The sequence below is a fragment of the Brachybacterium kimchii genome, assembly GCF_023373525.1.
GTDB lineage: Bacteria > Actinomycetota > Actinomycetes > Actinomycetales > Dermabacteraceae > Brachybacterium > Brachybacterium kimchii.
Genome location: NZ_CP097218.1, coordinates 872,397 through 896,278, shown reverse-complemented (window position 1 = coordinate 896,278; position 23,882 = coordinate 872,397). Strand labels below are relative to the sequence as shown.

The following is a 23,882-nucleotide window of genomic DNA, read 5'->3' as shown; positions in this document are numbered from 1 at the left end:
CGATCGAGGAAGTCGCGATGAGCATTTGGACCCCTGATCCCACGGAGACGACCCGCGATGGCCAGTTCTCCATCCGCATCGGTTCGCGCGAGGTCAGCGCTGACCGCAATGACGAGCTGCTGGCCGCCGTGATCGGCGAGGAGTACCTCGAAGAGGACGATCGTGAGCTGCTGTTCCTCATGCGTCTCGAACAGGCGATCCTCATCGCCACGGCGGTGCAGGAGTCGATCGTGGCCGGTGCCGTGCAGCGGGAGGACCTGGATTCCACGACCGACGAGGACACCTGGTCGACGCTGCTCGCCGGCAGGGAGAGCGCGGACCCCGGACCCCGATGGGACAGCCCCGTCCCACTCGTCCTGGTGAGCTCCCTGTTCTCGCCCTTCACCGGCCGCGAACGTCCGACGGGGAACATCGCCTGGATCGACCCGGCCGACGACGTGTCGATGCTCGACTCCCTGCAGGGCCTGGGCCTCATCGAGATCGTCGAGCACGAGGATCTGGCGGTGGGCCAGTGACTCCCGCTCTCCTCCTGGGGTCCATCCCCCACCGCGCGGTCTCCACGGAGAAGGCAGACCACGTCGTCCCCCTGCAGGCCCGATACGTCGAGTACCTCTGCGGACAGTGCGAGATCACCACGGCGGTGAACCTGCACCCCGAGGCGTCGGTCCCCGCAGTATGGCCGTGCAGGCGGTGCCGCGAACCCGCCGTGTGCACCCAGGAGGCTGATGAGGACGCAGGCCTGATCGGCGTCGGGTCCGGGCGGACGGCGAAGCCCCCGAAGACGCACTGGCAGCAGGTCACGGAGCGTCGAACCGAGCGCGAGCTCGAGGCCCTGTTGCAGCGTCGCCTGTCGCTGCTACGCGCCGGCAAGCTCCACACCGGTCCCTCCCACAGGTGACCGCGCGTCCCGCCTGAGCACCCGCGCGCCCACTGAGAACCGCGAAAGCGCGGCAAGAACGTTGGGAGGGGATCGAGATGATGGGTGGGCACCACGCCATCAGTGGAGCTGCAGCCTGGATGGCACTCTTCGGGTCCGCCGAAATCTCCGGGCACTCACTCGGCATCGACGCCCTGTCCTTGAACGGGCCGCAGGTGCTCGCGGGAGCCATCGTGACCACGGGGGCGGCCCTGCTTCCTGACGTCGACCATCCGGGAGCAACGATCTCGCGGTCCGCAGGGGCGACCTCGAAGTCGATCACCTCGGCCATCGGCGCGATCACGGGCCATCGAGGCGCCACCCACACGCTGCTTGCTGCGCTGGTGTTCACCGCCGTGACTGCCCTGGTCGCCGGGGCGAACTGGACGATGCGCGTCCCCATGCTCGGGGAAGTGCAGATCGGTGCCGTCATCGTCGTGACCCTGATGTGCGTGTTCGCCACGCGCGCTCTGAAGGTCGTGGACGGCACCCTCGTGCCGTGGCTGGTGGGCGCCGGCGCGGGACTCGCCGTCGCTGCCGCCGCCCCGGCCGCCGCCATCTGGCTCCCCTTGGCCGTGGGCCTGGGCGTCTGCGTGCACCTGCTCGGCGACCTGTTGACCACCGAGGGCGTGCCCTTCCCGACGTGGCCATTCGTTGCGCGCCCCTCCCGGAAGGCGGCATCGGCACTGTGGCACGCCGACGGCAACGTCGCCCTGCCGGTCCTGGGCAATGCGGGCAGCGGACGCGAGTGGGCGCTGTGCACCGTTCTCTCCGCGTATGCCCTAGTCACACTCGGCGCCACGGCCTTCGATTCCGCCGACGCGGTGATGGCGTCCGTGTGATCGTCCCGCCGCACGCGTTCTCCGCCCACTGAATCGAGTAGATCCCACCGAAGGAGAACCATGGCTTCGCTCATTGAGTCCGTCCGCAAGCTGCACGGGCCCACCCTCGTCACCCATGAGAACGGCTACGACGTCGACGTCATCTGCGCCGAGTGCACCAGGCTGCGCCTGGAAGCCCTCAACCTCGCCACCGCTGACGGGGACGACTGGAAGTTCTCGGAGGAGTCCGCACGGATCACATACCCGTGCCCCACGCGGGTCGTGGCCGGGACCTCGGAATCCGAGGGCAAGGTCGAGGCCTCGCAGATGCGACTGGAGCACCTGGTCGTACAGCGGGACGAGCTCGAGGAGCGCATGGAGCGCCTGGACGCGGTGATCAGCCTGATCCGTCGCGACCTCGGCGAGGACGAGGAGAAGCCCAGCAGCCCGGAGCCTCCGGCCGAGGACGCCGGTGACGCGGACGAGCAGCCCGCACCGGACGATCCCGGCGACGAGGCGGACTTCGACTTCTGAGCACCCGCCGCCGCCCCGACCGTCGATCCGCCTTCGGCCCACCGGGTCCACCTCTCCCCCGCCCACTTCCGCCAGTGAAGTGAGGCGGAGCGGAGCCCGCTCCATCCACATCATCGAATCGCCGAGGGGAGGGACCGATGACGACCGCCACCCGCGTCCGCAAGCGCGACACCGGAGAGGCCGGCAACAAGGGCGAGTTCGGCAGTGTCGAACGCCGGGAGGCCGATGTCGTCGTCGGCGCAACCGCACCGGCGGCGAACACCCCCGACGCTCAGCTCGCCTCACGCCTGACGACCAGCCAGCGAGACGAGCTCGCCCGCGCCGCACTGCAGGCGTACGTCCAGCCCGACGACACCTTCTGCGCGGACACGTTCCTTGCCTCCAGCACCCTCGCCCTGGCGGTGCATGACGAACGCGACGAGGATGCCTCCGCTTCGTTCGTGACCCGCCCCGCGCTCGAGTCCGTCCCCGACGATCTCCTCGCCCGCGACATCCCTGTGCGGCGCCGACCAGCGGCCATCGAAGAGCTCTGGGGTGCTCTGGACGTCGACGAGCGGCGGGCACTGGCAGAGACCGGGGTCCGAGCCCACCGTCTGCTCGCCGACGACCCCGAATGGGTCGACACTGAACGCTTCACCGCGGAGATCGACGACGGCGCCGGCAGGATCGTCATCCCCCACCTCTCCTCCCTCCGAGATGATGCGTGGGCGGTCCCTCCCGATGATGAGCCGCCCCTGGAGGGCATCGACCCGCACGCGCTCGTGTCCCAGCGGGCGCGCGTCGAGGAGGGGGCAGCGATCGGAAGCGGTGCCGTGATCGCCCCGGGCGCACGCATCGGAAGGTCCACCCTGTGCGCCGACGTGCACGCCGGCATCGGCGCTCGCGTCCACGACGGAGTTCTCGTAGGCCCTGGCAGCACGCTGGGGGCATCCTCGCGCGTCGGCTCGCACGCACGCGTCGGCGCGGACAGCTCCGTCGGCCTTCGTTCCCGGGTCGGGAAGAGTTCGTCCCTCGGGGCGCGCACGATCATGGGTCCCGGCACCTGGGTCGGGGATCACGCTCGCCTCGGCGACGGGGCTTGGCTGACCGAGGGATCCGGGATCGGCCGCGGAACGGTGCTGGGCCCCCGCGCGACGCTGTCCACGGGCGCCCACGTCGGCGCTGGCGTGCGCGCCGGAGGCAGCTGCAAGCTCGAGAAGGCGTCGTCCGTGGGCGATGCCGCAACTCTCGGATACCGGGTGCGTGTTCGGAAGGACGCGCCCATCGGTGCCGGCGCCTTCATCGGCGACCGAGTCCTCGTCGATCTGCGCGGGAACGTCGGCGAAGGGGTCCGCATCGGCGACGGTGCCCAGATCGGCAAGGACGCCGTCGTCGAAGCGGGCGCGAACGTACCTGCAGGAACCATCGTCACCGGTACATGGAAGAAGGACCAGGCATGAGCGGAAGCACGGCACGCAGGAAGGACACCGGCGAGCAGGGCAACGGCGTCCAGTTCGGTCACACGCGGCGAGGCGAAGCTGACGTGTCGGTGGACGCATCCGCCCACGGGCCGGGCCAGGCTCGACCGGACACCACCGAGCTCGCCCGTTGCTTCAGCGACCGGGAGAGTGCGCTCACGCGCTCGACGCCGAGCGACATCGAGCGCTTCAACGAGAACATGCCCGAGGGCACCGCCCTGGTCGCGGTGTGGGACGCAGGGATCGACGAGGTCGAGGAGTACGGACACAACTCGGACTCCCAGTACGGAGCCGAACTGTTCGTCCGTGCAGAGAGCGGGGCCGTCTACCACCTCGGCGATCAGGCGGCCGCCTATCTCACCGACTTCAACGGCCGGGCGCCGTCGCCGGACGAAGTGCTCGGCGAGGAGATCGGCGCCGTCGAAGGGCTCGGTGCGAGCGGAGGCGTGAACTTCCAGTCTGAGCGCTCGGCGGTGCGCGAGATCGAAGCTGCAGAGGCCCGCGTGCGAGACCTGAAGGCGCAGCTTCAGGAGTCCTTCGGGCGCCACTCTCGCGAGCGGTGAGGCTCATGCGCTTGGCACATCTGCGAAGGAGGGCATCGTGAGCACGACGAAGATCCGCAAGCGCGACACCGGCGAGGCCGGCAACAAGGGCGAGTTCGGGACCATCGCCCGCACGGACGCCGTTGTCGACATCGCGCAGCCTGGCCCGTCCATCGGAGACATCGACGACGCCCTGGCACGCGACCGCGCGGCCGAGGATCTGCGGCGGCGCACCGTCAGCATGGACTCGAGATTCGCGGAGCGCGCAGAGGCCATCATCGAGAAGGCGAACCGCCGCCTGGAACGAGAAGGCATCGACCACCGGTTCACCTTCGAGCGCACAGACACCGTGAAGCGCCGCTCCCCTACCGCCAGCGAGACACGCGAGGGCGAGATGCCCGGGACGATGATCGAGGAGCGGACCACCACCTTCGTCCTGAACAGGCCGGAGATCAGCCATGAGGGATGGACGTTCGGCGCCGTCCTCGACCGGGAACCAGGCACCGACACCTTCATGCTGCGCAGCGCCGGCCGAGACTTCGGCGGCTGGCGCCCCGAACCGGGCCGATGCGACCACTGCGGCCAGTTCCGCGAACGCAACCAGACCTTCCTCGTGTCCAACCCGGAGACCGGCGAGATGCTGCAGGTCGGGTCCACCTGCGTCCAGGCGTTCCTCGGTGTGAAGCCGAAGGGCCTGTGGGCTCTCGGCGTGGACCTCACCGATGAGATCGATGACGACATGCGCAGCGAGCCCGCCCCCGTGCGTGTCATGGACAACCGGGAACTCATCGCCCGCTCGATGGTCGCGTCGGACAACGGCAAGAGGTTCGTCGGCAGGGGGACCGCGGTGGAATGGGGAACCGTCTCGACGGTCGACAGCCTGGACGGCATGTTCGAGTACCGGCGGGGAGACTCTCCGGAGAGTCGTCTGGAGAAGGACGAGCTGCGCGCACAGGCCCAGTCGCTGATGGCGGACGGCACCGTCGACGACGTGATCGCAGCGGCCCGTGAAGTCGGCGCCGACACGGACTACGGCCGGAACCTCACGACACTGCTGGACAACGGGTTCGTCAGCGAGAAGGGGATGGGCACTGTCGCCTCGGCGGTCGCTGTCTACGGGCGCAAGCAGCGCGAAGCCGCAAGGGAGCAGGCCCAGGAGGATCGCGTCCAGTCCGCTGCCGCCGGGTTCATCGGAGAGGAGAAGGACCGCCTCCGCGACATCCCCGTGACCATCACGAACATCTACGAGGGGACGCAGCAGCAGTACGCCTGGCCCCATGGTGATGAACCGTTCCAGCTCATCACCATGCGCACGGAGGACGGGCACGAGGTCGTCTGGCGCACGACCAATCTGGTCGATCTGGAGATCGGCACGTCGACCGTGCTCACCGGGACCGTGAAGTCTCACGAGCAGTACCGGGGTGTCGACCAGACGAAGGTGATCCGAGCGAAGCTCGAGGTGCCTGTGGAGAGGGACGCCGACGGCATTCCGGTGGCCGACTCCCCCTTCGATCCATCGGCGCTCGGCCGCGTGGGCAAGAGGCTGAAGAATCAGGTCGTGCGCGTCGAGGAGGCCCGCGAGGACGGTGGCGTGTGGCGGCTCGTCGGACGCACGCCGGACAACCACCGCATCCGTTGGGACTCCGATGATCCGGAGGAGTCGGGGCAGGTGGTCACGGTGGACGGCACGGTGGACTGGATCGACGACGTCGGGGTCAAGACCGCGGTGATCGCACGCCCATGACGGGGACCGCGCGGCCGGCCCAGCAAGGGGGTCACTCCGCGCTCAGCGGCTCGATGAGCGCAGGGTCTGTACGGTCGATCTTCCGGGCGTTGTTGACCTCTCTGCTGACCGGGTAGGTCATGAGGGTCTTCGCGATCTCTTCGGAGACCTCGCCGAGGCCCTGGTGCAGGTCGGCCTTCTCGTCGTCGTCGAGCTTGCCGGGAGCGAGCCACTCCCCCAGCTTCTCGTCCGGGAGGTAGGCGGGCATGCGGTCGTGGACGTCGCCGGCGGCGTCCTTCGCCTCGCGGGTGATGATCGTGAAGGTGACCTGCCAGTCGTCGCCGTCCTTGCGAGCGGCCGCGAGGCCGGCGGCGTTCAGCAGGCCGCCCTTCTCGGGGTGGACGTAGTAGGGCTGCTTCGTGCCGTCCTCCTGCTCGACCCACTCGTAGTAGCCGGTCATGGGCACGACGATGCGCTGCGAGGTGAAGGAGCCCTTGAACATGCCGTTGGTCATCACGGTCTCGTAGCGGGCGTTGATCGGCCGCGGGCCTTTCTCCTTCGCCCACGAGGGTCGCAGGCCCCAGCGCGCCGGCTCCAGGGTGCGTTGCAGCTCGCCCTCGTCGTCGTAGTGCTCGCGCACCACGGGAACGAGCGTGGATGGGGCGATCGAGTAGACCGGCGACCAGTCCGGACCCTCTCGGTCGGCCTTGGTCGCGACGTAGGCGTGCAGGAGCCCCGTCTCGTCGTAGTCGAGCACGAACCGTCCGCACATGATGGATCCCCTCGTCGTCGGTGGGTCGATCGTAGCCACGCGCAGGATAGGGCGAGCCTCTCGCACCGCAACACCGGGGCGCGGTGCCCCTCCGTAGCATGGCTGAATCGGCAGCGTCAGGTGAGGTCCAGATGAGCATCAAGAGCTTCAGCCGCATGTTGAACGGGCGTGTGTGCCTGAACGAGCGCTGCTCTCAGCCACTGCCCGAGGGCAAGTCGTCCTGCGTCCGCCATGCCTTCGCCTCAGGGAGAAATCACGACGACCCGCTGGACCCTCACAGCGACGATGTCCTCGCCTGGTGGGAGCGCAGTGCCCCACGGCGCCGCAAGCTCGAGACGCTCCAGGCGTCCCCTCCCGGAACCCTTGTACTTCAGCTGGCCTCCTGGGAGCTCGAGCGGATACGCACGCACATGGCGGTGAATCTCGTCGAGCTCGCCGTCGCCGCGTGGCGAGCCGAAAGTGCGAGCCAAGGATGGAGACTCCCACCGGATGGCTGGATACTGCAGCGCATTCGCGACGAGCACCCCGACATCGGTCTCCAGTCGACTCATCGAGCGCCTCAGGTGCCAGGCTTCGAGCACGTCACCTGGATGGACGGCTTCATCGACCGTGCCGCCCGCGTGCTTCACGCTGACCGCAATCCCGCTCCTGCCCCGTTCCGTCCCCTCACCGAACGACGACGCACGGACGAAGACGCCGTCTCGACGCTCTCCCTGCAGGACCAGAAGAACGCCCAGGTGCTCGGCGATCACGCGGAGGGTCTCCACGCTGCAAAGCACGACAACGCTCGCGCAGCGATCAAGGAGATCTTCGCGCACCCCCAGGTGGACACCGAGGTCCCCGAGGGGATGGTCGTCTTCCATCAGATCGTCGACCCCGTCGGGATGACGACGATCTACTCCGCAGAGAGGGACCGATGGTCTTTCGCCCGGCATATGCAGCTGGAGGCCGGGGACGTCGTCCGCTACGACCACGCGCGCTCGGCCACCCTCGCCGCCGGCTGGCTGGGGAATCTGGGGAAGACCACTGGGGATCCGGTAGGGCTGAACAGTGGCGCCCCGGAGACCATGCTGCGTCTCGAGCTCGCGCCGATGCACGGCCTGTACGTCGGAGACGCGCTCTGCGACCTGGCCCAGTCCCACCTCTCAGCAGAACTCGAGGTGATCCTGCCGGGAGACACGATCTGGGAAGTCGTCGCAGTCGTCGACGCCGAGCATCCCGTGGACTGGCGACACGGCTCCAGGGACTACAAGCGCCTGAGAACTATCCAGATGATCGAGATCGGAGCCGACGACGTGCGCTCGGCGCGCCCTCTGCGCATGACAGCGACCTCGGCAGAACTCGACGCCCTGTCGCAAGATCTCTCCTGAGCAAGACGCCGTTCGGTCCCCGTGGTCGGCAGAGACCTGGGATCATGCCCCCATGAGCCAGAAGCCTCTCGTGCTGTCCGACATCCGCTCGCGCGCCGGCGCCTTCGTTGCGCAGTGGAAGGACGCCGAGGGATACGAGCGCGGCGAGGCCCAATCGTTCATCCGCGACCTGCTGGAGGTCTTCGGAATCGCCAGGTCCACCGCGGTTTCGTACGAGAAGCGGGCGCTGCGCGCATCAACGGGCAAGCGCGGATACATCGACGCTCTGATCTCCGGCACGGCCATCATCGAGATGAAGTCGGCCGGCGAAGACCTCGAGAAGGCTGAAGCGCAGGCGCTTGACTACCGGGACTCGATCACGGACAAGTCACTGCCGGACTACATCCTGTGCAGCGACTTCCGCCGCTTCCGTCTGACCAACCTTCTGGCAGAGCCCGACGAGCAGGGCGTCATCGAATTCGACCTCGCCGATCTTCCAATCCACGCTGAGGACCTCATGTTCCTCGCTGGATACCGCCGCACCTCGTTCGGGTCTGTCCAGCAGGAAGCCGCATCGATCAAGGCTGCCCAGCTCATGGCGAAGCTCTACGAGCACCTCGAGAAGACCGGCTACGACGACCACCAGGCGAGCATCTTCCTCATCCGCACCCTGTTCTGCCTGTACGCCGACGACTCCGGGCTCTGGGAACGCGACCTGTTCTCCCGATGGATCGAAGAGCGCACGAGTGAAGACGGGTCCGATCTCGGATCGCAGCTCGCCACGCTCTACCAGGCCCTGAACAGGCCCGAGGAGAAGCGCTACGGCCGGGACGATGACCTCCTGATGGCCTTCCCCTACGTCAACGGGTCCGTGTTCGGAGAGGCCGTCGACATCCCCCACTTCGACCGCGCCTCCCGCGAGCTGCTGCTGCAGGCTGCCTACTTCAACTGGTCGAGCATCTCGCCGGCGATCTTCGGATCACTGTTCCAGGCGGTGAAGGACAAGAAGGCCCGACGGAGCCTGGGCGAGCACTACACGACCGAGACGAACATCCTGAAGGTGATTCGCCCGCTGTTCCTCGACGAGCTCGAGGAGCGCTTCACGAAGGCCCGCGCGCGCAAGGGCGAGCTGGAGAAGCTCCTGGACCATCTGGGGTCGCTCTCGTTCCTGGACCCGGCCTGCGGCTGCGGGAACTTCCTGATCATCGCCTACCGGGAACTGCGCGCGCTGGAACTGCGAATCCATCAGCGCCTCCAGGAGCTCAGGGATGAGGGTGCGAACCGGCAACGTGGAGACAAGCTCTCCAAGCTGGGGATCCAGGGCAACGATCAGCGCGAGAGAGGCGTACAGCTCGCGCTCGGCGCCGATGACCTGGTACGCGTGAAGCTCGCCCAGTTCCACGGCATCGAGCTCGAGGAGTGGCCCGCAACGATCGCGCGTACCGCCATGTTCCTCGTCGAGCACCAGGCGAACCAGGACATGAGCCGCACCCTCGGCTACGCCGCCCCGATGCTCCCGCTCGAAGACTCTGCACAGATCACCGTAGGCAACGCCCTGCGCACCGACTGGGCCGACGTGCTCCCGCCTGAGGAGCGCACCATCATCATGGGGAACCCTCCGTTCTTGGGCCACTACACGCGCACCTCGGACCAGGCTGAGGAGCTGCGCGAAGTTTGGCAGCGCAAGGACATCGGCCACTTGGACTACGTCACCGGCTGGTACCGAAAAGCCCTCGACTTCTACGGAGATGTCCCTGGTCGATTCGGGTTCGTCTCGACCAACTCCATCACCCAGGGGGAACCTGTATCGGCACTGTTCGGACCGGTCTTCGACACCGGTTGGAGAATCCGATTCGCCCACCGAACCTTCGCGTGGACCAGTGAGGCCCCTGGTGCCGCGGCGGTTCACTGCGTGATCGTCGGATTCGACCGTGAGACGAAGCCCGCCCCTAGGCTGATCACGTATGCCCGCCCCAAGGGTGCCCCTGAGGAGATCGCGGCTCGCACGATCAATGGGTATCTGGTGGATGCGCCGCGAGTGAGCGTTGACAGCCGCAGGGCCACATTGAGCGATGTCGTGCCTCCGGTGCAGTTCGGCTCGATGCCGAATGACGGAGGGCACCTTCTTGTCGATAGGGACGATCACCGTGAGGTCGCGGAGGACCCGATCGCGAACAAGTACCTGAGGCGCTTCGTAGGCGCGCGAGAGCTCCTTCACGACGCTCCGCGCTGGTGTCTATGGATGGAGAACCTTGACCCGAAGGACCCCGGTCGGTCCGCTCCACTGCACAGTCGAATCGAAGCGACCAAGGACTACCGCTCCGCCTCACGTCGGGCCGCAACGAACAAGCTGGCCGACACGCCCGCCCTGTTCGGTGAGCGCCGTCAACCCACTGTGCCGTACGTCTGCATCCCACGGCACTTCTCCGAGACTCGGAACTTCGCCACGGTCGCACACTTCGATCCCGACGTGATCTCGGGCGATGCGAACTTCACCGCCGAGGACCCGTCGGGCTTCCTGTTCGGCATCATCAGCAGCTCGATGTTCATGGCCTGGCAGCGAGCCACCGGTGGACGGATCAAGTCGGACCTTCGATTCTCTGCCACGGTCGTCTGGAACAACCTGCCCCTTCCGGAGATCACCGATAAATTGCGCGACCAGGTGATCGCCGGGGGCCGCGCTGTCCTCGAGGCCCGCGCGTTGCATCCGGAGCGTTCGCTCGCCGAGCACTACGCCCCGCTGGCCATGGACCCCGCGTTGCTCAAGGCTCACCGCGTGTTGGACACGGCGGTGGACAAGGCGTTCGGCGCCCGGCGCCTGTGCAGCTCCGAGCAGGAGCGTCAGCAGATCCTGTTCGAGCGCTACGCCGACCTCACCGCAGACGAGCACCCCTGACCGACGTCACCGTGCTCGCGCGATGGAGCAATCAGAGATCGTCTGACCCCGGCAGAGCCTGGCCGTTCGCTTCGAGCTGCCGTTCGATGTCCGCGAGCATCCGCTTGGCGCGCTCCGCGTAGTCCTGCAGGAGCTCACGCTTACTCCACTTGCTCTCGGGGTCGAGACCTTCCTGGATCTCGTCGGAGATCTCTCCTTCGGCGCGGGAGATGAACTCTTCGAGGGAGTCGGTGATAACGAAGTAGTCGGTGTGGCTGCCAAGGTTCAGCACGACGGGGTCGAAGTCGTCTTCTCCTGTTGGATCAGCACCGTGCCTGTTCATGCTGCGCGTCATCGGTCCAGTCCACCATGGCCGTCCCGGCAAGGCCACTTCCCGCCCACTTCTCGTGATGACCGCTCGGGTGATCGGGAGGGCTGCAGATGTCGGGGAAGATCCGCAAGCGCGACACCGGCGAGTCCGGCAACAGGCCGCTGTCTGCTCTGGCTCGATGAGCGCTGTGTCCCGCCAGCCGACTCCCCCGCCCACTTCTGTGGTCGTGGCATCCCCCAGTGAGCGTCTCACCGAGACGGACCTGATCTACTTCTCGTCCGCCTCGGAGAACACGCGCCGGTTCATCGACAAGCTCGAGGTCACCGCGGCCCGGATTCCGCTGCGCCGAGGCGACGACTCGCTTGTGGCCCTCCGCCCCTTCGTGCTCATCACCCCGACCTACGGCGGTGGGGAAGGCACCGGCGCTGTGCCCAAGCAGGTCGTCACCTTCCTCAACGACCCGCGCAACAGGGGCCTGCTGCAGGGCGTGATCGCCGCAGGGAACACGAACTTCGGTGCCGCCTACGGGCTCGCCGGAGACGTGATCTCCGCGAAGTGCCGGGTGCCCATGCTGTACCGCTTCGAGCTCTTCGGCACGCCACGAGACGTCGAGCGGGTCCGAGATGGCCTGGACGGGTTCTGGCACCGCGCCCCGAACGTCGCCCCCGACACGCCAGCTGATGAAGGAATCGACAAGGAGGACTGCTCACGATGACCACCATCCATGCGACCGCCGCAGACCGGTCGGCAACGGACTTCCATGCGCTGAACGCGATGCTGAACCTCTACGGGGCCGACGGGAAGATCCAGTTCGACAAGGATCGTCTCGCCGCCCGTGAGTACTTCCTGCAGCACGTGAACCCCAACACGGTGTTCTTCCACTCCCTGCGGGAGAAGATCGACTACCTCGTCGAGAACGAGTACTACGAGTCCGAGGTGCTGGACCAGTACTCCTTCGATTTCGTCGAGGAGCTGTCGGAGCAGGCCTTCGCGAAGAAGTTCCGCTTCCCGACGTTCCTGGGCGCCTTCAAGTACTACACCTCGTACACGCTGAAGACCTTCGACGGCAAGCGGTACCTCGAGCGCTTCGAGGATCGCGTGGTCATGGTGGCCCTGACCCTCGCCCGCGGTGACGAGGAGCTGGCCCGCCGGATCGTCGACGAGGTGCTCGACGGCCGCTTCCAGCCCGCGACCCCCACGTTCCTCAACGCCGGCAAGGCCCAGCGCGGCGAGCTCGTCTCGTGCTTCCTGCTGCGCATCGAGGACAACATGGAGTCCATCGGCCGTGGCATCAACTCGGCGCTGCAGCTGTCCAAGCGCGGCGGCGGCGTCGCCCTGCTGCTCTCGAACCTGCGCGAGTACGGTGCGCCGATCAAGCACATCGAGAACCAGTCCAGCGGCGTCATCCCCGTGATGAAGCTGCTCGAGGACTCCTTCTCCTACGCGAACCAGCTCGGTGCGCGTCAGGGCGCGGGCGCGGTGTACCTCCACGCGCACCACCCGGACATCATGCGGTTCCTGGACACCAAGCGCGAGAACGCGGACGAGAAGATCCGCATCAAGACCCTCTCGCTGGGTGTCGTGATCCCCGACATCACCTTCGAGCTCGCGAAGAACAACGAGCCGATGTACCTGTTCTCCCCGTACGACGTGGAGCGCGAGTACGGCAAGCCGTACGCGGACGTGTCGATCTCCGAGAACTACCGCGACATGGTCGACAACCCGCGGATCGCGAAGAAGAAGATCAAGGCCCGCGACTTCTTCCAGACCCTCGCGGAGATCCAGTTCGAGTCCGGCTACCCGTACATCATGTTCGAGGACACGGTGAACAAGGCGAACCCGATCGCCGGCAAGGTCACCCACTCGAACCTGTGCTCGGAGATCCTGCAGGTCGCGACCCCGTCGCACATGAACAACGACCTCACCTACGACGAGATGGGTCGCGACATCTCCTGCAACCTGGGGTCGCTGAACATCGCCAAGGCGATGGACTCCCCGGACTTCGAGCGCACGATCAGCACCGCGATCCGCGCGCTGACGGCGGTCTCGGACACCTCGGACATCGAGTCCGTGCCCACGATCGCCGAGGGCAACCGCAAGTCCCACGCGATCGGCCTGGGGCAGATGAACCTCCACGGCTACCTGGCGCGCGAGGGCATCTACTACGGGTCCGACGAGGGCCTGGACTTCACGAACATGTACTTCTACGCGGTCACCTACCAGGCCATCAAGGCCTCCATGGGGCTCGCCAAGGAGCTCGGCGAGACGTTCTACGACTTCGAGAACTCGAAGTACGGGACCGGCGAGTACTTCGACAAGTACACCGATGAGGTGTGGGAGCCGCGCACCGCGAAGGTCCGCGAGCTGTTCGCGAACTCGAACGTGCACCTGCCCAGCCAGGACGACTGGAAGCAGCTGCGCGAGGACGTGAAGACCCACGGCATGTACAACGCGTACCTGCAGGCGGTCCCGCCGACCGGGTCGATCTCCTACATCAACCACTCGACCTCGTCGATCCACCCGATCGTCTCCAAGATCGAGATCCGCAAGGAGGGGAAGATCGGCCGCGTCTACTACCCGGCGCCGTTCATGACGAACGACAACCTGGAGTACTACCAGGACGCGTACGAGATCGGCTACGAGAAGATCGTGGACACCTACGCCGAGGCCACCAAGCACGTGGACCAGGGCCTGAGCCTCACGCTCTTCTTCCCCGACACCGCCACCACGCGCGACGTCAACAAGGCGCAGATCTACGCATGGCGCAAGGGCATCAAGACCCTCTACTACATCCGCCTGCGGCAGATGGCGATCGAGGGCACCGAGGTCGAGGGCTGCGTCAGCTGCATGCTGTGACGCTCCGCGGATGCAGGTCCGGCGGCGCGCCGCCCACTGTCGCTGGCGAAGGAGGTCATTCGATGACGACAACCACCCTGATCCACCCGCTCAGCAGTCGGACCGCCGGCGACTCGCTGTCCTTCGCCGGGATCCGACTGGCCCGAGGCCCTATCCGGACCACAGTGCGATGCCGCAGCGAGCGGTACATGATCTGCGATCTCCGCGTCGGCGGCGTCGACCGTCACCTGGTCGTGGACCTCTCCCGCGGGACGCGATTCGCCGTCCCGGATGGCTACGGGGGCCCTCAGGCATCGACCACATGGTGCCAGCGCCTGCTCGAGGACCTCGAGGCCGGCCGAGTGTCTGCCACCGGGGCTACGGTCCATCCCCTGGACGTCGTCGAAGAGGAGGAAGCTGCGTGAGGCACCACGAGCCAGCAACCTCCACATGCTGCCCGTACCCGCGCGTGAGCATCCGCGCCGGCGCCGCCTCCGTCATTGCTCCCGTTGCCCACGTCCGCACACCCATCCTGTCCTCCGGGAACCCCGGATGGGTGAGCCTCAGCCCGAACGGCGCACTCACCCTCACCCCTCCACGGGAGACCCCGGTCGGCCACCACCACGTGCGCATCCGCGCCACGGGGCAGGACGGGTCTCCGAAACCCGTGTCGGCGGACATCGACGTGCTCCCCGCCGCGCTCCTGGACGCAGACCGACACAGCATCGACGCATGGTGCGAGGTGATCACCCGACCGGACTCTCCAGGGGGAGTCGCCATCGTCACCATCGACGGCGGGAGAGCCCTACCGGAAGGGGCACACGTCGAGTCCGCGCACCACGGAACCCGCATCTCGGCCGTTCCCGTGAACGACGACCAGATGTGGGTCGCTTCCCCGAGGCTCATACCCAGCCTGCGACTGCGCGTGGTCTACCCCGACGGCAGCACCGACGTCGCCGGTGCCGCACTCCTGGTGCACGAACGCAGCTAGGCGTTCGCCCCGCCCACTTCTCCTGGTGAGTGATCGCCAGATCGAGGAGGACACATGGGCAAGGTCGTTCCGCTGCGCCGCTCCACCGCGCGCACCCGCAAGCGCGACACCGGCGAGGCCGGCAACAAGGGTGAGTTCGGGACCATCGTCCGTTCGGACGCCGACATCAGCGTCCTCGCGCCCGCGCAACCGATCCTCGAGACGGACCAGGAACGCGAGATCCGCCTCTGCTCCCAGATGGTGCACAGCAGCGGCATCGACCCGAGCCACATCCTCCCGTTCGACCAGGCGTCCACGGTGCTGCGCATCAACGAGGACGAGGGCACCGGCGCGGCACGCACCTACATCGAATCGCTCCCGGAAGACAGCCGCCGACATGCGATCGGCGCCCCGAGGTCCCCGCAGCGAGTGGCCACGTCGGAGCTCTTCGCGGACATGGCCGCTGGACGATCCAGCCTCTCCCCCACGCAGCGCCGCGAGCTTCTCAGCGAAGCTACCGCGCTGGCGGAAGACAACGACCTCCTGCAGGCGGGCTCCGCACAGTGGGCGCCCGGGACCACCCATCCAGGCCAGATGGCATGGCTGCGCCTCACCCAGGTGATGGTGGGCGTGAAGCACGCAAACGGCCCCGACGAAGCACATGAGATCGCCGACCAGTTCATGCGCGAGACGGACCCGGAGCGCCGTCAGCGACTGGGCGAGGCGATCATCCATGAGGCCGAGATGGCGGAGACTCTGCGCGAGAGTGCACAGGTTCGCGACTACTCCGGCGGCGGGGAGACCGACGACGGCGGTGAGATGTACGCCGGCTACTACGGCTCCAACTACGAGCGCACGCAGAACGTCCACGGCGCCGAGCTGACCAAGCAGATCCGCACCGACCTCAAGAGCGCCAGCGCGGACGGCTTCATCCCCCAGGGGTACACGGTGCGCGTGAACCAGGCGGGCAGCAGCAACATGCACCAGTCCATCAATGTGCTGATCACCCCGCCCAAGGGCCACCGTCCCTACTACCGCGGCCGCAAGTGGCAGTACGGAGGTCTCGAGGAGGCCCCCATCGAGAAGCCCGCCGATTCGATCATCCGCGAGCGCATCGAGACGCTCGTGAACTCCTACAACCGCGACACGTCGAACTCGCAGATCGACTACTTCCATCGCAAGTTCTACGACCACGTGCGCTGGACCGAAGGGGACTCCCTCGACGAAGCCGACTGACCGTCCCGCCCACTTCATAGATCACCAGGCGCGACGGACATCTGCAGGAGGAGCCATGGCCAGGACAGCCACGAAGGTCCGCAAGAAGGACACCGGCGAGCAGGGCAACGGCGGCCAGTTCGGATCCGTCACCCGCAGCGACGCGGAGGTGGCCGTGGATACCGGCACCAGCAGCCCCGGGCGGAAGATCATGCCGGGACTTCCCCAGCCCATCGAGGGCCACAACGGCGACCTCTACGGCATCGACGAGATGACAGGGACGCTTCTGCCCGAGGGAAGCATCCGCATCGAAGGCGCGACGAGCATCCCGGCCTGCAACCTTGAGGACGTGGACCCGCAGGAGCTGGCCAGGCAGATGAACCTGGCCGACCCCTACGCGGAGGCGCGGGCGACGAGCGACGGCAACGTTCAGTGCAAGGTCGTCGTGACTGCTGACAGCGCCGACAACTTCGACATCGACTACGCCCTGGAGGGCCACCCGTGGGCGAGCCTCAACCGGAGCGGGCCCGATGTCGAGGCCGAGAGGATCATCGATGCCGCGCGGAAGTCGACTGCGCTCAATGCCGCACGGCAGTCGCTGGGCGAATACGCGGAGCTTTCTCGAACTCCTCAGCAGACGCCGACCCAGGCCCGCGCAGCGGCAGCACGTGAGCTCTACCGCGAAGCCGCCCAGGCGGAGTCGTCCGAGGCCATCGACGGCTTGCGAGACCTCGGATCCCGTCACAGCGCCGCGTACCTCTCCTTCCCCACCAGCGACGACTTCGAGGACACCTCCTTGCTGTCGGCCTTCCCGACCTACTACGACGCTGACGGGCAGGAGATGGACTGGCAGACGCACCCGGACATTGAGAACGGCCCGGAGTACAGCGCCTGGATCATGGCGGATCGCGACGAGTGGGTCGTCCAGGACCTGTCCCCCTCCACCAGGGAGTACCCGGACCTGGAGTCCATGACGACGAGGACCGATCACGTCTTCACCTACCGCTGCGCTCGAGACACCGAGGGGGCGTGAACATGGCCAGCAAGCGCCGAGGCGAGGTCGGCATGAACGGCAACGGGGGCCAGTTCGCCCCTGTCGGTCGCACCGAAGCCGACGTGCACGTCGCCACCGATCAGGAGATCATCGACGCGCTCCCGCACTCCCCTGACTTCTTCCGGCCCGTGCTGAACGACCGCGACGGCGCCGAGGCTGACGACTTCGGGCTCGACGGGTACGCATCCACCTTCTCCTGCTGGTTCGACCACGAAGACGGACGGACGCGAGCCGAGGTCACCGTCTTCGTGCCCGACAGGAGCATCACCGGCACCCGCGACCCCGACACGGCGTCGTACGGCCCGGAGGACGAGGCTGACGCGCAGGAGGCGAGCGTGGTGCTCGATCAGGTCCTGAGGGATCGCTACCCGGGCGCCGACATCAGCTACGACGCGGAGGATCCGCAGCTGTCGTGGGAGTACAGCACCGAGGGCCTCACCAGCAGGGAGCAGATGTACCAGACCGCATGGGACGCCCCCGGTGGCCCAGTGACCTTCGCCAATGAGGCCGACGTGGGCACCTTCGGGCACGAGAGCCTGGGACGGCTGTTCCGGGAGCGGATCACGAGCTCTGCGATGACACGAACGCCCACGATGTACGACTCCTCGCCGTCGCTCGAGAACGTCACGGCAGCGGACCGCGAGAACGACTCGCAGGCGCGGGCGCAGTTCGACGACTCGGAGCCGGTGGACTTGCCCACCGACGCGAACGTGCGCCGGTACGCGCGCCGACTCGCAGACGGCAGCGACCAGATGAAAATGCTCAGCGAGCATGGGTGCTGCGATGCGGAGCGCGCGCTGTCCGAGGTCGACGACGTGACGTCGGCGCCGGGCGGCCCCGGTCGGCGGCAGATGTTCGAGGTGCACCAGTTGAGGACGTGGGTTGAGCGATCCCGAGGCCGTCTCAGCGAGCGTTGGGGGAACTGACCTCGGGCGAGCCGTGACCTGCGGGGATGCTGCTTCGCGACGAGTCGGCCGATCCCCCGCCCACTACTCGAAGTGCCGCGGGAAATCCGTGGCGTCTGTCCGGGGCCTCCTCTACGGTGGGCGCCGAACGTTCTCAAGGACCGGATCGGAAGGAGGCAGCCATGCAGCACCAGTTGGCGCAGAACAAGCGCACCACGGGCACGTCGTGGCTGCGCACCTTCTCATGCCCGGGTCTTGGCGACCGGCTGGAGACGAATCCGAGGGCGGGCGAACCTGTCGTCCGTGGCGCGTATCTGCGACCTCACCTCGAGATTCAGAGCCACTGAGCTCCACCCGCCGACCGCCGAGCCCTCACCACGGGCCGATCCATCTCCCCTCCTCTTCGCAGGGTCCGTCCTGCCAGAGGAATCGACCGCCCACTGGGTGTGTCGTGAGCGCCGGGCCGCAAGGCCGAGTGCGCCAGCACCTTGAGAACTGCACAGAGACATTCCAAGCACGACCTCGTGCGGCACCACGCCGCCCGTCGTGCAGCCGCTCATCCCGCGCAATGCGCCGGGTGGGCGGAACACCCCGGCCGACCGAGCCGGGGTCGTCCCGCTGACGTGGTGCAGCAGCGGGGCTCCTGGGGATTGACCCGAGTGGCAAAGGGACCTGTCTGTAAAGCAGGTGGCATCACGTCCTTCGCGGGTTCGAGTCCCGCATCCCCAACGGGTCCCCTGCATGCGGGACATCCAGAGCGGCACGACGCCCTGCGGCCGCGGGGCGCGCAGTCGAGCATGCCGGTACCGTCACGTCACGACGGGCGGCCTGTCCCATCTCCGGGTGGGCGCCGCATAGTCGTTTAGCTCAGTGGAAGAGCATCTGGTTTACACCCAGCGGGTCGGGGGTTCGAATCCCTCAGCGACTACGCCTCGTTAGCTCAGCGGAAGAGCTTCCGACTCTTAATCGGCAGGTCCGGGGTTCGAATCCCTGACGGGGCACGTCTGCGCGTCGCGGTTCGACTCCGCGTCACCCTCATCGGTCCCTTTGGGGATGTGCTTCCGGTGGAGCCGCAGACTAGCGCGGTGGGCGAGGTTCGACTCCTCGAACGACGATGGGTGAGCCCTGGCGGGCACCGCCGCCCTCGCGGATGTAGCGCAGTCGGTAGCGCGTCACCTTGCCAAGGTGAAGGTCGCCGGTTCGATCCCGGTCGTCCGCTCCATGCATGCCCGAACGATCAGGAAGGAGGCACAGCATGGCGAAGAATCCGCATCGTCACGAGAACCCTGAGCTGCACCTCTCCGTGATCCAGCGTGCCCGCTCGAGGGCGGCCGGGGTGCATGGTGATCGCCGCATGAAGCGCCTGCGTGATCGTGGCGCCCTGCGTCGTGCAGCGATCAAGGAGCAGCTGACCCGGTGATGGGCACGATGCGCTTGTAGCTCAGCGGAAGAGCACCGGTCTACGGAGCCGGGTGTCGGGGGTTCGAGTCCCTCCTGGCGCGCGACGGAATGCCTCGCCGCGGCGAAAGCCGAAACGAGGCGACGGGGGTGTAGCTCAGTCGGTAGAGCGCCTGCTTTGCAAGCAGGATGTCCGGGGTTCGATTCCCCGCTCCTCCACGTCTACGAATGATTCCCGTGGGACTTCGGTGAGATTCCGAAGCCAGTGACGGTACTTGGTGAGAGCCGGGCGCCCGATCTGCGAAATACATAAATGGAGGAATCTCGGCGGAACGCTAGAAGCCTCGCTCTTCGAACGGCCGCGTGCGCGTCTGGCGCTCAGCGACCGCGTCGAGAGGCGAGTACGGCTGATGCTCGGTACTGGGTCCAGACCTCAGTGCCGAGCGGATGCTTTGCCCCCTTGGTCTAGTGGCAAGGACGCCTGGTTCTCAGCCAGGAGATCACCGGTTCGATCCCGGTAGGGGGTACCAGCTGCGCGAGGGGTCATCGCCCGTGCTCGCGTAGCTCTCGCCCCCTTCGTCTAGTGGACCAGGATGCTCGCCTTTCAAGCGGGACGGCGCCGGTTCGAATCCGGCAGGGGGTACGGGCCCACGCAGCGAGTTCCCGCTCCGCGTGGGCACCACGCGGAACGCCGACCGTGTCGTGCCGGACAGCCAGGGTTCGATTCCCGGACGTCAGGCGCACGGAGGTTGCAACCTTCCTCGCAGGTCGTGGTCTGGGACCGCTTCGGCCGCGGTCGAACCGTTTCGTGCACGGACTTGTAGCTCAGTTGGTCAGAGCGCCCGCCTGAAAAGTGGGAGGTCAGCGGTTCGATTCCGTTCGGGTCCACGCAGGACAGACCTTGGCCGCGGCCCTCGACGGGTCGGGGCCGCTGGGGCTTTGCGCTCGTAGCTCAGGGGATAGAGCGGATGCCTCCGGAGCATCAGGTCGGGGGTTCGAGACCCTCCGAGCGCGCTGGGTCGCTCAGGCCCTACCGGGATGTGGCGCAGTAGGGAGCGCGCACCGTTCGGGACGGTGAGGTCGCAGGTTCGAGCCCTGTCATCCCGACGTTGGCCCGCTGGAACGGGTCATCCGGGCTTCCGTGGCCCAGGCAGATGTCGCCCTCGCGTGGGATGGACGGCAACACGGGCGCGCGGGGCCTGCGCGTCACCATGGTCGTAGATTCGGTCCGTCCTTCCAGGGGCGGACCGGCATGGTGTTCGTAGCTCAGTCGGCAGAGTCCCCGGTTGTGATCCGGGCGGTCGCGGGTTCGATCCCCGTCGGACACCCTCGGCGTCCCCCGTGTCTTACGCACGGATCGGGCGCAGTGCGTAGGCGGATGCCAACCGTCCGCGTGGGTACATGCGGAATCCCGGCGCTCCGGGAGGCGGGTTCGACTCCCGCCGCTGCCCAAGCCCCGAGACCGTGGGCCTGAGATCGGCACAGGAGAAGCATCGCAACAGCGGGCGCCAGGACGGTGACCTTGGGGTTCGATCCCCAGCCCTGAACGATGTGTATGGCCGCGTAGCTCACTCGGGAGAGCGCCACCCTGTCACGGTGGAGGTAGCCGGATCGAAACCGGTCGTGGTCGCTGAGGTGATGCGATGGAGGACCGGCCCACTCCTTTCAGGGCTTGAAGGATGCCCCCCCGAATACCGGTGTCGGTCGCGACGTCCCCTCTCGTTGGCACATGCGAGACGCGGGGACGCGCGCGACGTAGCCGGGCCGCATCGCCCCACCCGCCCAGGCGCGACTCGTCGCGGGCAACGCCTCGGCAGCACGACGGAGCGTGCAGCCGCCTCCTAAGCGGAAGGTCCAGGTTCGACTCCTGGCCGAGGCACGCAGCACCGATGGGCGGTGGTCTGTTGGCAGGCCAGCGCGGCCCTGACCCGCGCCACCGCAGGTTCGATTCCTGCCCGCCCAGCCTTGCCCTGGTGGCGCAATCGGTAGCGCAGCCGTCTTGTAAACGGCAGGGTGCCGGTTCGATCCCGGCCGAGGGCTCTCAGGGGACGGTCCAGGCCGAGCCGTCACTCGCAGCCCCGCCCGCTCACCGTGCGGGAATCGGCCCCCCATAGGCGCGTAGCTCAGATGGCCAGAGCAGCGGTCTCCAAAACCGCCGGTCACAGGTTCGAATCCTGTCGCGTCTGCTGCGTTCTCCCGCCGCCCACTGAAGTTGGTGCACGGGAGATGATCGTCAACGCGAGGAGACGAGACCAATGGTCGACACCAAGAGCAAGCCCGAGCTGGCGGAGTCGTACATCAGCGACTACTGGTCGGACTGCGTGTCCGACGTCGGCCTCCGGACAGCCATGACGGAACCTCCGGCGGCCTACGACGAGGACTGCCTGGGCGGCGACGGGCTCGATGACTACTCGGCCATCGCGTACGCGCCACTGCGGGGGACCCTGCAGATCCCGGACCGCATCTTCGAGGCGATGATCGTGGCGGACGCCAATATCGACCGGAAGGTCAGGGCGCAGTACGACGACACGCTGGCCCCGGGCGCGAACGAGCGCTACGACGAGACCTGGTCAGCACACGTCAGGAACATCCACATCGGCCACCCTGAGCTCGAGCGGGCTGTGGGCGTCTTCGGGGTCCTCGCGTCCTGTCAGGGCGGCGAGGAGGTGGGCATGATCTACGCGCACCCGATCCACGGCGTCCGTGACCACATGGCCCCCGAGGCGTACAGACACCTCAGCGCCCCGTACGTCGCGGCGTTCGGCGTCGAACTGTTCCATGGCGACCTCGACGCCGGGCTGGTCCTGCCCGAAGTCCAGCAGTCCCTCATGAGCTCGCGATGATCCGACTCGGACCTGTCGCACACGATCTCGGCTTGGCGATGTCGAGGGTCTCCGGCGGGAGGCCCGAAGCCGATCCCCCGCACCTCACGATGCCGGACGGACTGCCGGCTCGGGGGAACCGCGTTCGCCTCTGCCTCGGTAGCTCAGCCGGCCAGAGCACCCCACTCGTAATGGGAAGGTCACCGGTTCGACTCCGGTCCGAGGCTCTTGGGAGATCAAGGCCGGTTCAACTCCGGCGCTTCACCGGCTGTGCTGATCTCCCCGCTGCGGGCGACCCGTTCGATTCGGGTCCTCGGGGATGGTTCCCGCCCGCACTCAATCTTCCCGGGATCGCACCCGGGGACGGGGCACGGCAGTGCCTGCGCCCGGCGGGGCGCGAAGCTCGGAGATACGCCTCAGATGTCCGGGAGGGGAACCGGCCCGATCAGCCGGAAGCCCCTTCATGGGCCGTGGGAGAGCGGCGGGGAGACCCGTGGTTGCCGGTTCAAGCCCGGCGACCCGAGCACGCATTGGAAGGCATCCGATCGGTCAGGAGCCCCGCTGGAATCGGGGTGCGGGGCGAGAGCCCTCGGTGGGTTCGACTCCCACGTCTTCCGCGCTCGCGTAGCCCAATTGGCAGAGGCGTCCGGTTCAGGTCCGGAAGGTTGGGGGTTCGAATCCCTCCGCGAGTACGAAGCGAGTCGCTCTCGCTTTCGGCGCCGACGGCCGGTCTGAACAGTCGGCAGGATTCGGCATCCTGACTCCAGCCGACCGATCGACGCGGGAATAGGCCGGGCGATGCACCGTCCACCGTCCCACGTCGAGGGTATGCAGCCGCCACGAGTGCGAGGGCTTCCGGGTGTACGGGTCATCGCGAGGCCCGCCCCGTCATGGTGATGTGGCCGAAAGGCGAGGCGCTGGCCTGCAAAGTCAGTTCATGCGGGTTCGAATCCCGTCGTCACCTCGATGCCGCGCACGTCCATGTGCCGGCACTGGCCTGCCTGGCGGAATCAGGTAGACGCGCACGGTTGAGGGCCGTGTGGCCCGTGAGGGTCGTGCCGGTTCGATCCCGGCGGCAGGCACGGAGCGAGGGGCGATACGGCGCAGCGCCGTTCTCCGTCGCCTCTGCTCCAACGTGACCGCTGAGGTAGGACGTTGTCCGCGTGTGGGTGGTGCGCCTGCCAAGACGCCGGTGGTGCGCCTGCTGGTGCAAGTACATAGGACAGCAACATCGCGGATCAGGCAGACTCCGGCCGAATAACACCGAGAGCCTGGGCGCCGGGCAGTTCACGCTTCGATGGCGCAGTGGCAGCGCACCGTCTTGGTACGACGGAGGCCGCGGGTTCGACCCCCGCTCGAAGCT

Annotated in this window: 21 protein-coding genes and 22 tRNA genes; 41 read left to right on the top strand and 2 right to left on the bottom strand. The window is 67.2% G+C overall.

Annotation, left to right across the window (positions count from 1 at the left end):
- Nucleotides 1–17: 17 nt before the first annotated feature.
- From M4486_RS04260 to M4486_RS04230, 7 genes are all read left to right on the top strand, one after another.
- Nucleotides 18–515: a hypothetical protein gene (locus M4486_RS04260; protein ID WP_249479905.1), complete on the top strand. Its 498-nt coding sequence runs from the start codon at nucleotides 18–20 to the stop codon at nucleotides 513–515.
- Complete coding sequence (locus M4486_RS04255; protein ID WP_249479903.1) at nucleotides 512–898, top strand: RNA polymerase-binding protein RbpA; 387 nt, start codon at nucleotides 512–514, stop codon at nucleotides 896–898. Before M4486_RS04260 ends, M4486_RS04255 begins: the two co-directional genes overlap by 4 nt.
- A gap of 77 nt (nucleotides 899–975) precedes the next feature.
- Entirely contained in the window at nucleotides 976–1,758 is a 783-nt protein-coding gene (locus M4486_RS04250; RefSeq protein WP_346731767.1) for a metal-dependent hydrolase, read from the top strand.
- Between the two features lie 60 nt (nucleotides 1,759–1,818).
- On the top strand, nucleotides 1,819–2,271 hold the full coding sequence (locus M4486_RS04245) for a hypothetical protein (protein WP_249479900.1): 453 nt from the start codon (nucleotides 1,819–1,821) through the stop codon (nucleotides 2,269–2,271).
- A 137-nt stretch (nucleotides 2,272–2,408) separates the two neighbouring features.
- Nucleotides 2,409–3,710, top strand: a complete 1,302-nt coding sequence (locus tag M4486_RS04240) for a hypothetical protein (protein WP_249479898.1) — start codon at nucleotides 2,409–2,411, stop codon at nucleotides 3,708–3,710.
- A complete protein-coding gene (locus tag M4486_RS04235; RefSeq protein ID WP_249479896.1) occupies nucleotides 3,707–4,291 on the top strand; it encodes a hypothetical protein in 585 nt (194 codons plus the stop codon). Before M4486_RS04240 ends, M4486_RS04235 begins: the two co-directional genes overlap by 4 nt.
- A gap of 37 nt (nucleotides 4,292–4,328) precedes the next feature.
- A complete protein-coding gene (locus tag M4486_RS04230; RefSeq protein ID WP_249479894.1) occupies nucleotides 4,329–6,014 on the top strand; it encodes a hypothetical protein in 1,686 nt (561 codons plus the stop codon).
- 31 nt (nucleotides 6,015–6,045) lie between these two features.
- On the opposite strand, the gene M4486_RS04225 is transcribed toward M4486_RS04230, so the two are convergent.
- Complete coding sequence (locus M4486_RS04225) at nucleotides 6,046–6,765, bottom strand: SOS response-associated peptidase (RefSeq protein ID WP_249479892.1); 720 nt, start codon at nucleotides 6,763–6,765, stop codon at nucleotides 6,046–6,048.
- Between the two features lie 131 nt (nucleotides 6,766–6,896).
- Here M4486_RS04225 and M4486_RS04220 point away from each other — a divergent pair, with 131 nt between their 5' ends.
- A complete protein-coding gene (locus tag M4486_RS04220) occupies nucleotides 6,897–8,135 on the top strand; it encodes a hypothetical protein (RefSeq protein ID WP_249479890.1) in 1,239 nt (412 codons plus the stop codon).
- A gap of 52 nt (nucleotides 8,136–8,187) precedes the next feature.
- Nucleotides 8,188–11,010: a DNA methyltransferase gene (locus M4486_RS04215; protein ID WP_249479888.1), complete on the top strand. Its 2,823-nt coding sequence runs from the start codon at nucleotides 8,188–8,190 to the stop codon at nucleotides 11,008–11,010.
- A gap of 31 nt (nucleotides 11,011–11,041) precedes the next feature.
- Here M4486_RS04215 and M4486_RS04210 read toward each other — a convergent pair whose 3' ends face one another.
- Entirely contained in the window at nucleotides 11,042–11,344 is a 303-nt protein-coding gene (locus M4486_RS04210) for a hypothetical protein (protein WP_249479885.1), read from the bottom strand.
- 154 nt (nucleotides 11,345–11,498) lie between these two features.
- Here M4486_RS04210 and nrdI point away from each other — a divergent pair, with 154 nt between their 5' ends.
- The 32 genes from nrdI to M4486_RS04050 all read left to right on the top strand — a co-directional run bounded on the left by nrdI (nucleotide 11,499) and on the right by M4486_RS04050 (nucleotide 23,882).
- Complete coding sequence (gene nrdI / locus M4486_RS04205; protein ID WP_249479883.1) at nucleotides 11,499–12,035, top strand: class Ib ribonucleoside-diphosphate reductase assembly flavoprotein NrdI; 537 nt, start codon at nucleotides 11,499–11,501, stop codon at nucleotides 12,033–12,035.
- Nucleotides 12,032–14,176, top strand: a complete 2,145-nt coding sequence (gene nrdE, locus M4486_RS04200; protein ID WP_249479881.1) for a class 1b ribonucleoside-diphosphate reductase subunit alpha — start codon at nucleotides 12,032–12,034, stop codon at nucleotides 14,174–14,176. Before nrdI ends, nrdE begins: the two co-directional genes overlap by 4 nt.
- A 62-nt stretch (nucleotides 14,177–14,238) precedes the next feature.
- On the top strand, nucleotides 14,239–14,580 hold the full coding sequence (locus M4486_RS04195; protein WP_249479879.1) for a hypothetical protein: 342 nt from the start codon (nucleotides 14,239–14,241) through the stop codon (nucleotides 14,578–14,580).
- 131 nt (nucleotides 14,581–14,711) lie between these two features.
- Complete coding sequence (locus M4486_RS04190) at nucleotides 14,712–15,146, top strand: hypothetical protein (protein WP_249479877.1); 435 nt, start codon at nucleotides 14,712–14,714, stop codon at nucleotides 15,144–15,146.
- Between the two features lie 54 nt (nucleotides 15,147–15,200).
- A complete protein-coding gene (locus M4486_RS04185) occupies nucleotides 15,201–16,361 on the top strand; it encodes a hypothetical protein (RefSeq protein ID WP_249479875.1) in 1,161 nt (386 codons plus the stop codon).
- A gap of 55 nt (nucleotides 16,362–16,416) precedes the next feature.
- Nucleotides 16,417–17,373 carry a hypothetical protein gene (locus tag M4486_RS04180; RefSeq protein WP_249479874.1) on the top strand — a complete coding sequence of 319 codons (957 nt, stop codon included), beginning with the start codon at nucleotides 16,417–16,419 and terminating at the stop codon, nucleotides 17,371–17,373.
- Nucleotides 17,374–17,375: 2 nt separating this feature from the next.
- Nucleotides 17,376–18,320, top strand: a complete 945-nt coding sequence (locus M4486_RS04175) for a hypothetical protein (RefSeq protein WP_249479871.1) — start codon at nucleotides 17,376–17,378, stop codon at nucleotides 18,318–18,320.
- 161 nt (nucleotides 18,321–18,481) lie between these two features.
- Nucleotides 18,482–18,646 carry a hypothetical protein gene (locus M4486_RS04170; protein ID WP_249479869.1) on the top strand — a complete coding sequence of 55 codons (165 nt, stop codon included), beginning with the start codon at nucleotides 18,482–18,484 and terminating at the stop codon, nucleotides 18,644–18,646.
- Nucleotides 18,647–18,943: 297 nt separating this feature from the next.
- Nucleotides 18,944–19,028 (top strand) — tRNA-Tyr (locus M4486_RS04165).
- A gap of 127 nt (nucleotides 19,029–19,155) precedes the next feature.
- Nucleotides 19,156–19,227 (top strand) — tRNA-Val (locus tag M4486_RS04160).
- A 1-nt stretch (nucleotide 19,228) separates the two neighbouring features.
- A tRNA-Lys gene (locus M4486_RS04155) sits at nucleotides 19,229–19,300 on the top strand.
- A gap of 145 nt (nucleotides 19,301–19,445) precedes the next feature.
- Nucleotides 19,446–19,521 (top strand) — tRNA-Gly (locus M4486_RS04150).
- A 33-nt stretch (nucleotides 19,522–19,554) separates the two neighbouring features.
- Nucleotides 19,555–19,719 (top strand): hypothetical protein, encoded by a 165-nt coding sequence (locus M4486_RS04145; protein WP_249479867.1) that lies wholly within the window; start codon nucleotides 19,555–19,557, stop codon nucleotides 19,717–19,719.
- 10 nt (nucleotides 19,720–19,729) lie between these two features.
- Nucleotides 19,730–19,801 (top strand) — tRNA-Arg (locus M4486_RS04140).
- 42 nt (nucleotides 19,802–19,843) lie between these two features.
- A tRNA-Ala gene (locus M4486_RS04135) sits at nucleotides 19,844–19,916 on the top strand.
- 235 nt (nucleotides 19,917–20,151) lie between these two features.
- Nucleotides 20,152–20,227 (top strand) — tRNA-Glu (locus tag M4486_RS04130).
- Between the two features lie 39 nt (nucleotides 20,228–20,266).
- Nucleotides 20,267–20,340, top strand: a tRNA-Glu gene (locus M4486_RS04125).
- A gap of 171 nt (nucleotides 20,341–20,511) precedes the next feature.
- Nucleotides 20,512–20,585, top strand: a tRNA-Phe gene (locus M4486_RS04120).
- Nucleotides 20,586–20,638: 53 nt separating this feature from the next.
- Nucleotides 20,639–20,711 (top strand) — tRNA-Arg (locus tag M4486_RS04115).
- A 20-nt stretch (nucleotides 20,712–20,731) separates the two neighbouring features.
- Nucleotides 20,732–20,804 (top strand) — tRNA-Pro (locus M4486_RS04110).
- Nucleotides 20,805–20,952: 148 nt separating this feature from the next.
- Nucleotides 20,953–21,025 (top strand) — tRNA-His (locus M4486_RS04105).
- Between the two features lie 229 nt (nucleotides 21,026–21,254).
- Nucleotides 21,255–21,327 (top strand) — tRNA-Asp (locus M4486_RS04100).
- Nucleotides 21,328–21,504: 177 nt separating this feature from the next.
- A tRNA-Arg gene (locus M4486_RS04095) sits at nucleotides 21,505–21,576 on the top strand.
- Nucleotides 21,577–21,587: 11 nt separating this feature from the next.
- Nucleotides 21,588–21,660, top strand: a tRNA-Gln gene (locus M4486_RS04090).
- A gap of 4 nt (nucleotides 21,661–21,664) precedes the next feature.
- Nucleotides 21,665–21,737, top strand: a tRNA-Thr gene (locus M4486_RS04085).
- Nucleotides 21,738–21,809: 72 nt separating this feature from the next.
- Nucleotides 21,810–21,883: transfer RNA gene (locus M4486_RS04080), tRNA-Trp, on the top strand.
- Between the two features lie 69 nt (nucleotides 21,884–21,952).
- Nucleotides 21,953–22,540: a hypothetical protein gene (locus tag M4486_RS04075; RefSeq protein WP_249479865.1), complete on the top strand. Its 588-nt coding sequence runs from the start codon at nucleotides 21,953–21,955 to the stop codon at nucleotides 22,538–22,540.
- A gap of 132 nt (nucleotides 22,541–22,672) precedes the next feature.
- Nucleotides 22,673–22,746: transfer RNA gene (locus M4486_RS04070), tRNA-Thr, on the top strand.
- Nucleotides 22,747–23,051: 305 nt separating this feature from the next.
- Nucleotides 23,052–23,136, top strand: a tRNA-Ser gene (locus tag M4486_RS04065).
- A 1-nt stretch (nucleotide 23,137) separates the two neighbouring features.
- Nucleotides 23,138–23,211: transfer RNA gene (locus M4486_RS04060), tRNA-Leu, on the top strand.
- Between the two features lie 200 nt (nucleotides 23,212–23,411).
- Nucleotides 23,412–23,483: transfer RNA gene (locus tag M4486_RS04055), tRNA-Cys, on the top strand.
- Between the two features lie 327 nt (nucleotides 23,484–23,810).
- A tRNA-Thr gene (locus M4486_RS04050) sits at nucleotides 23,811–23,882 on the top strand.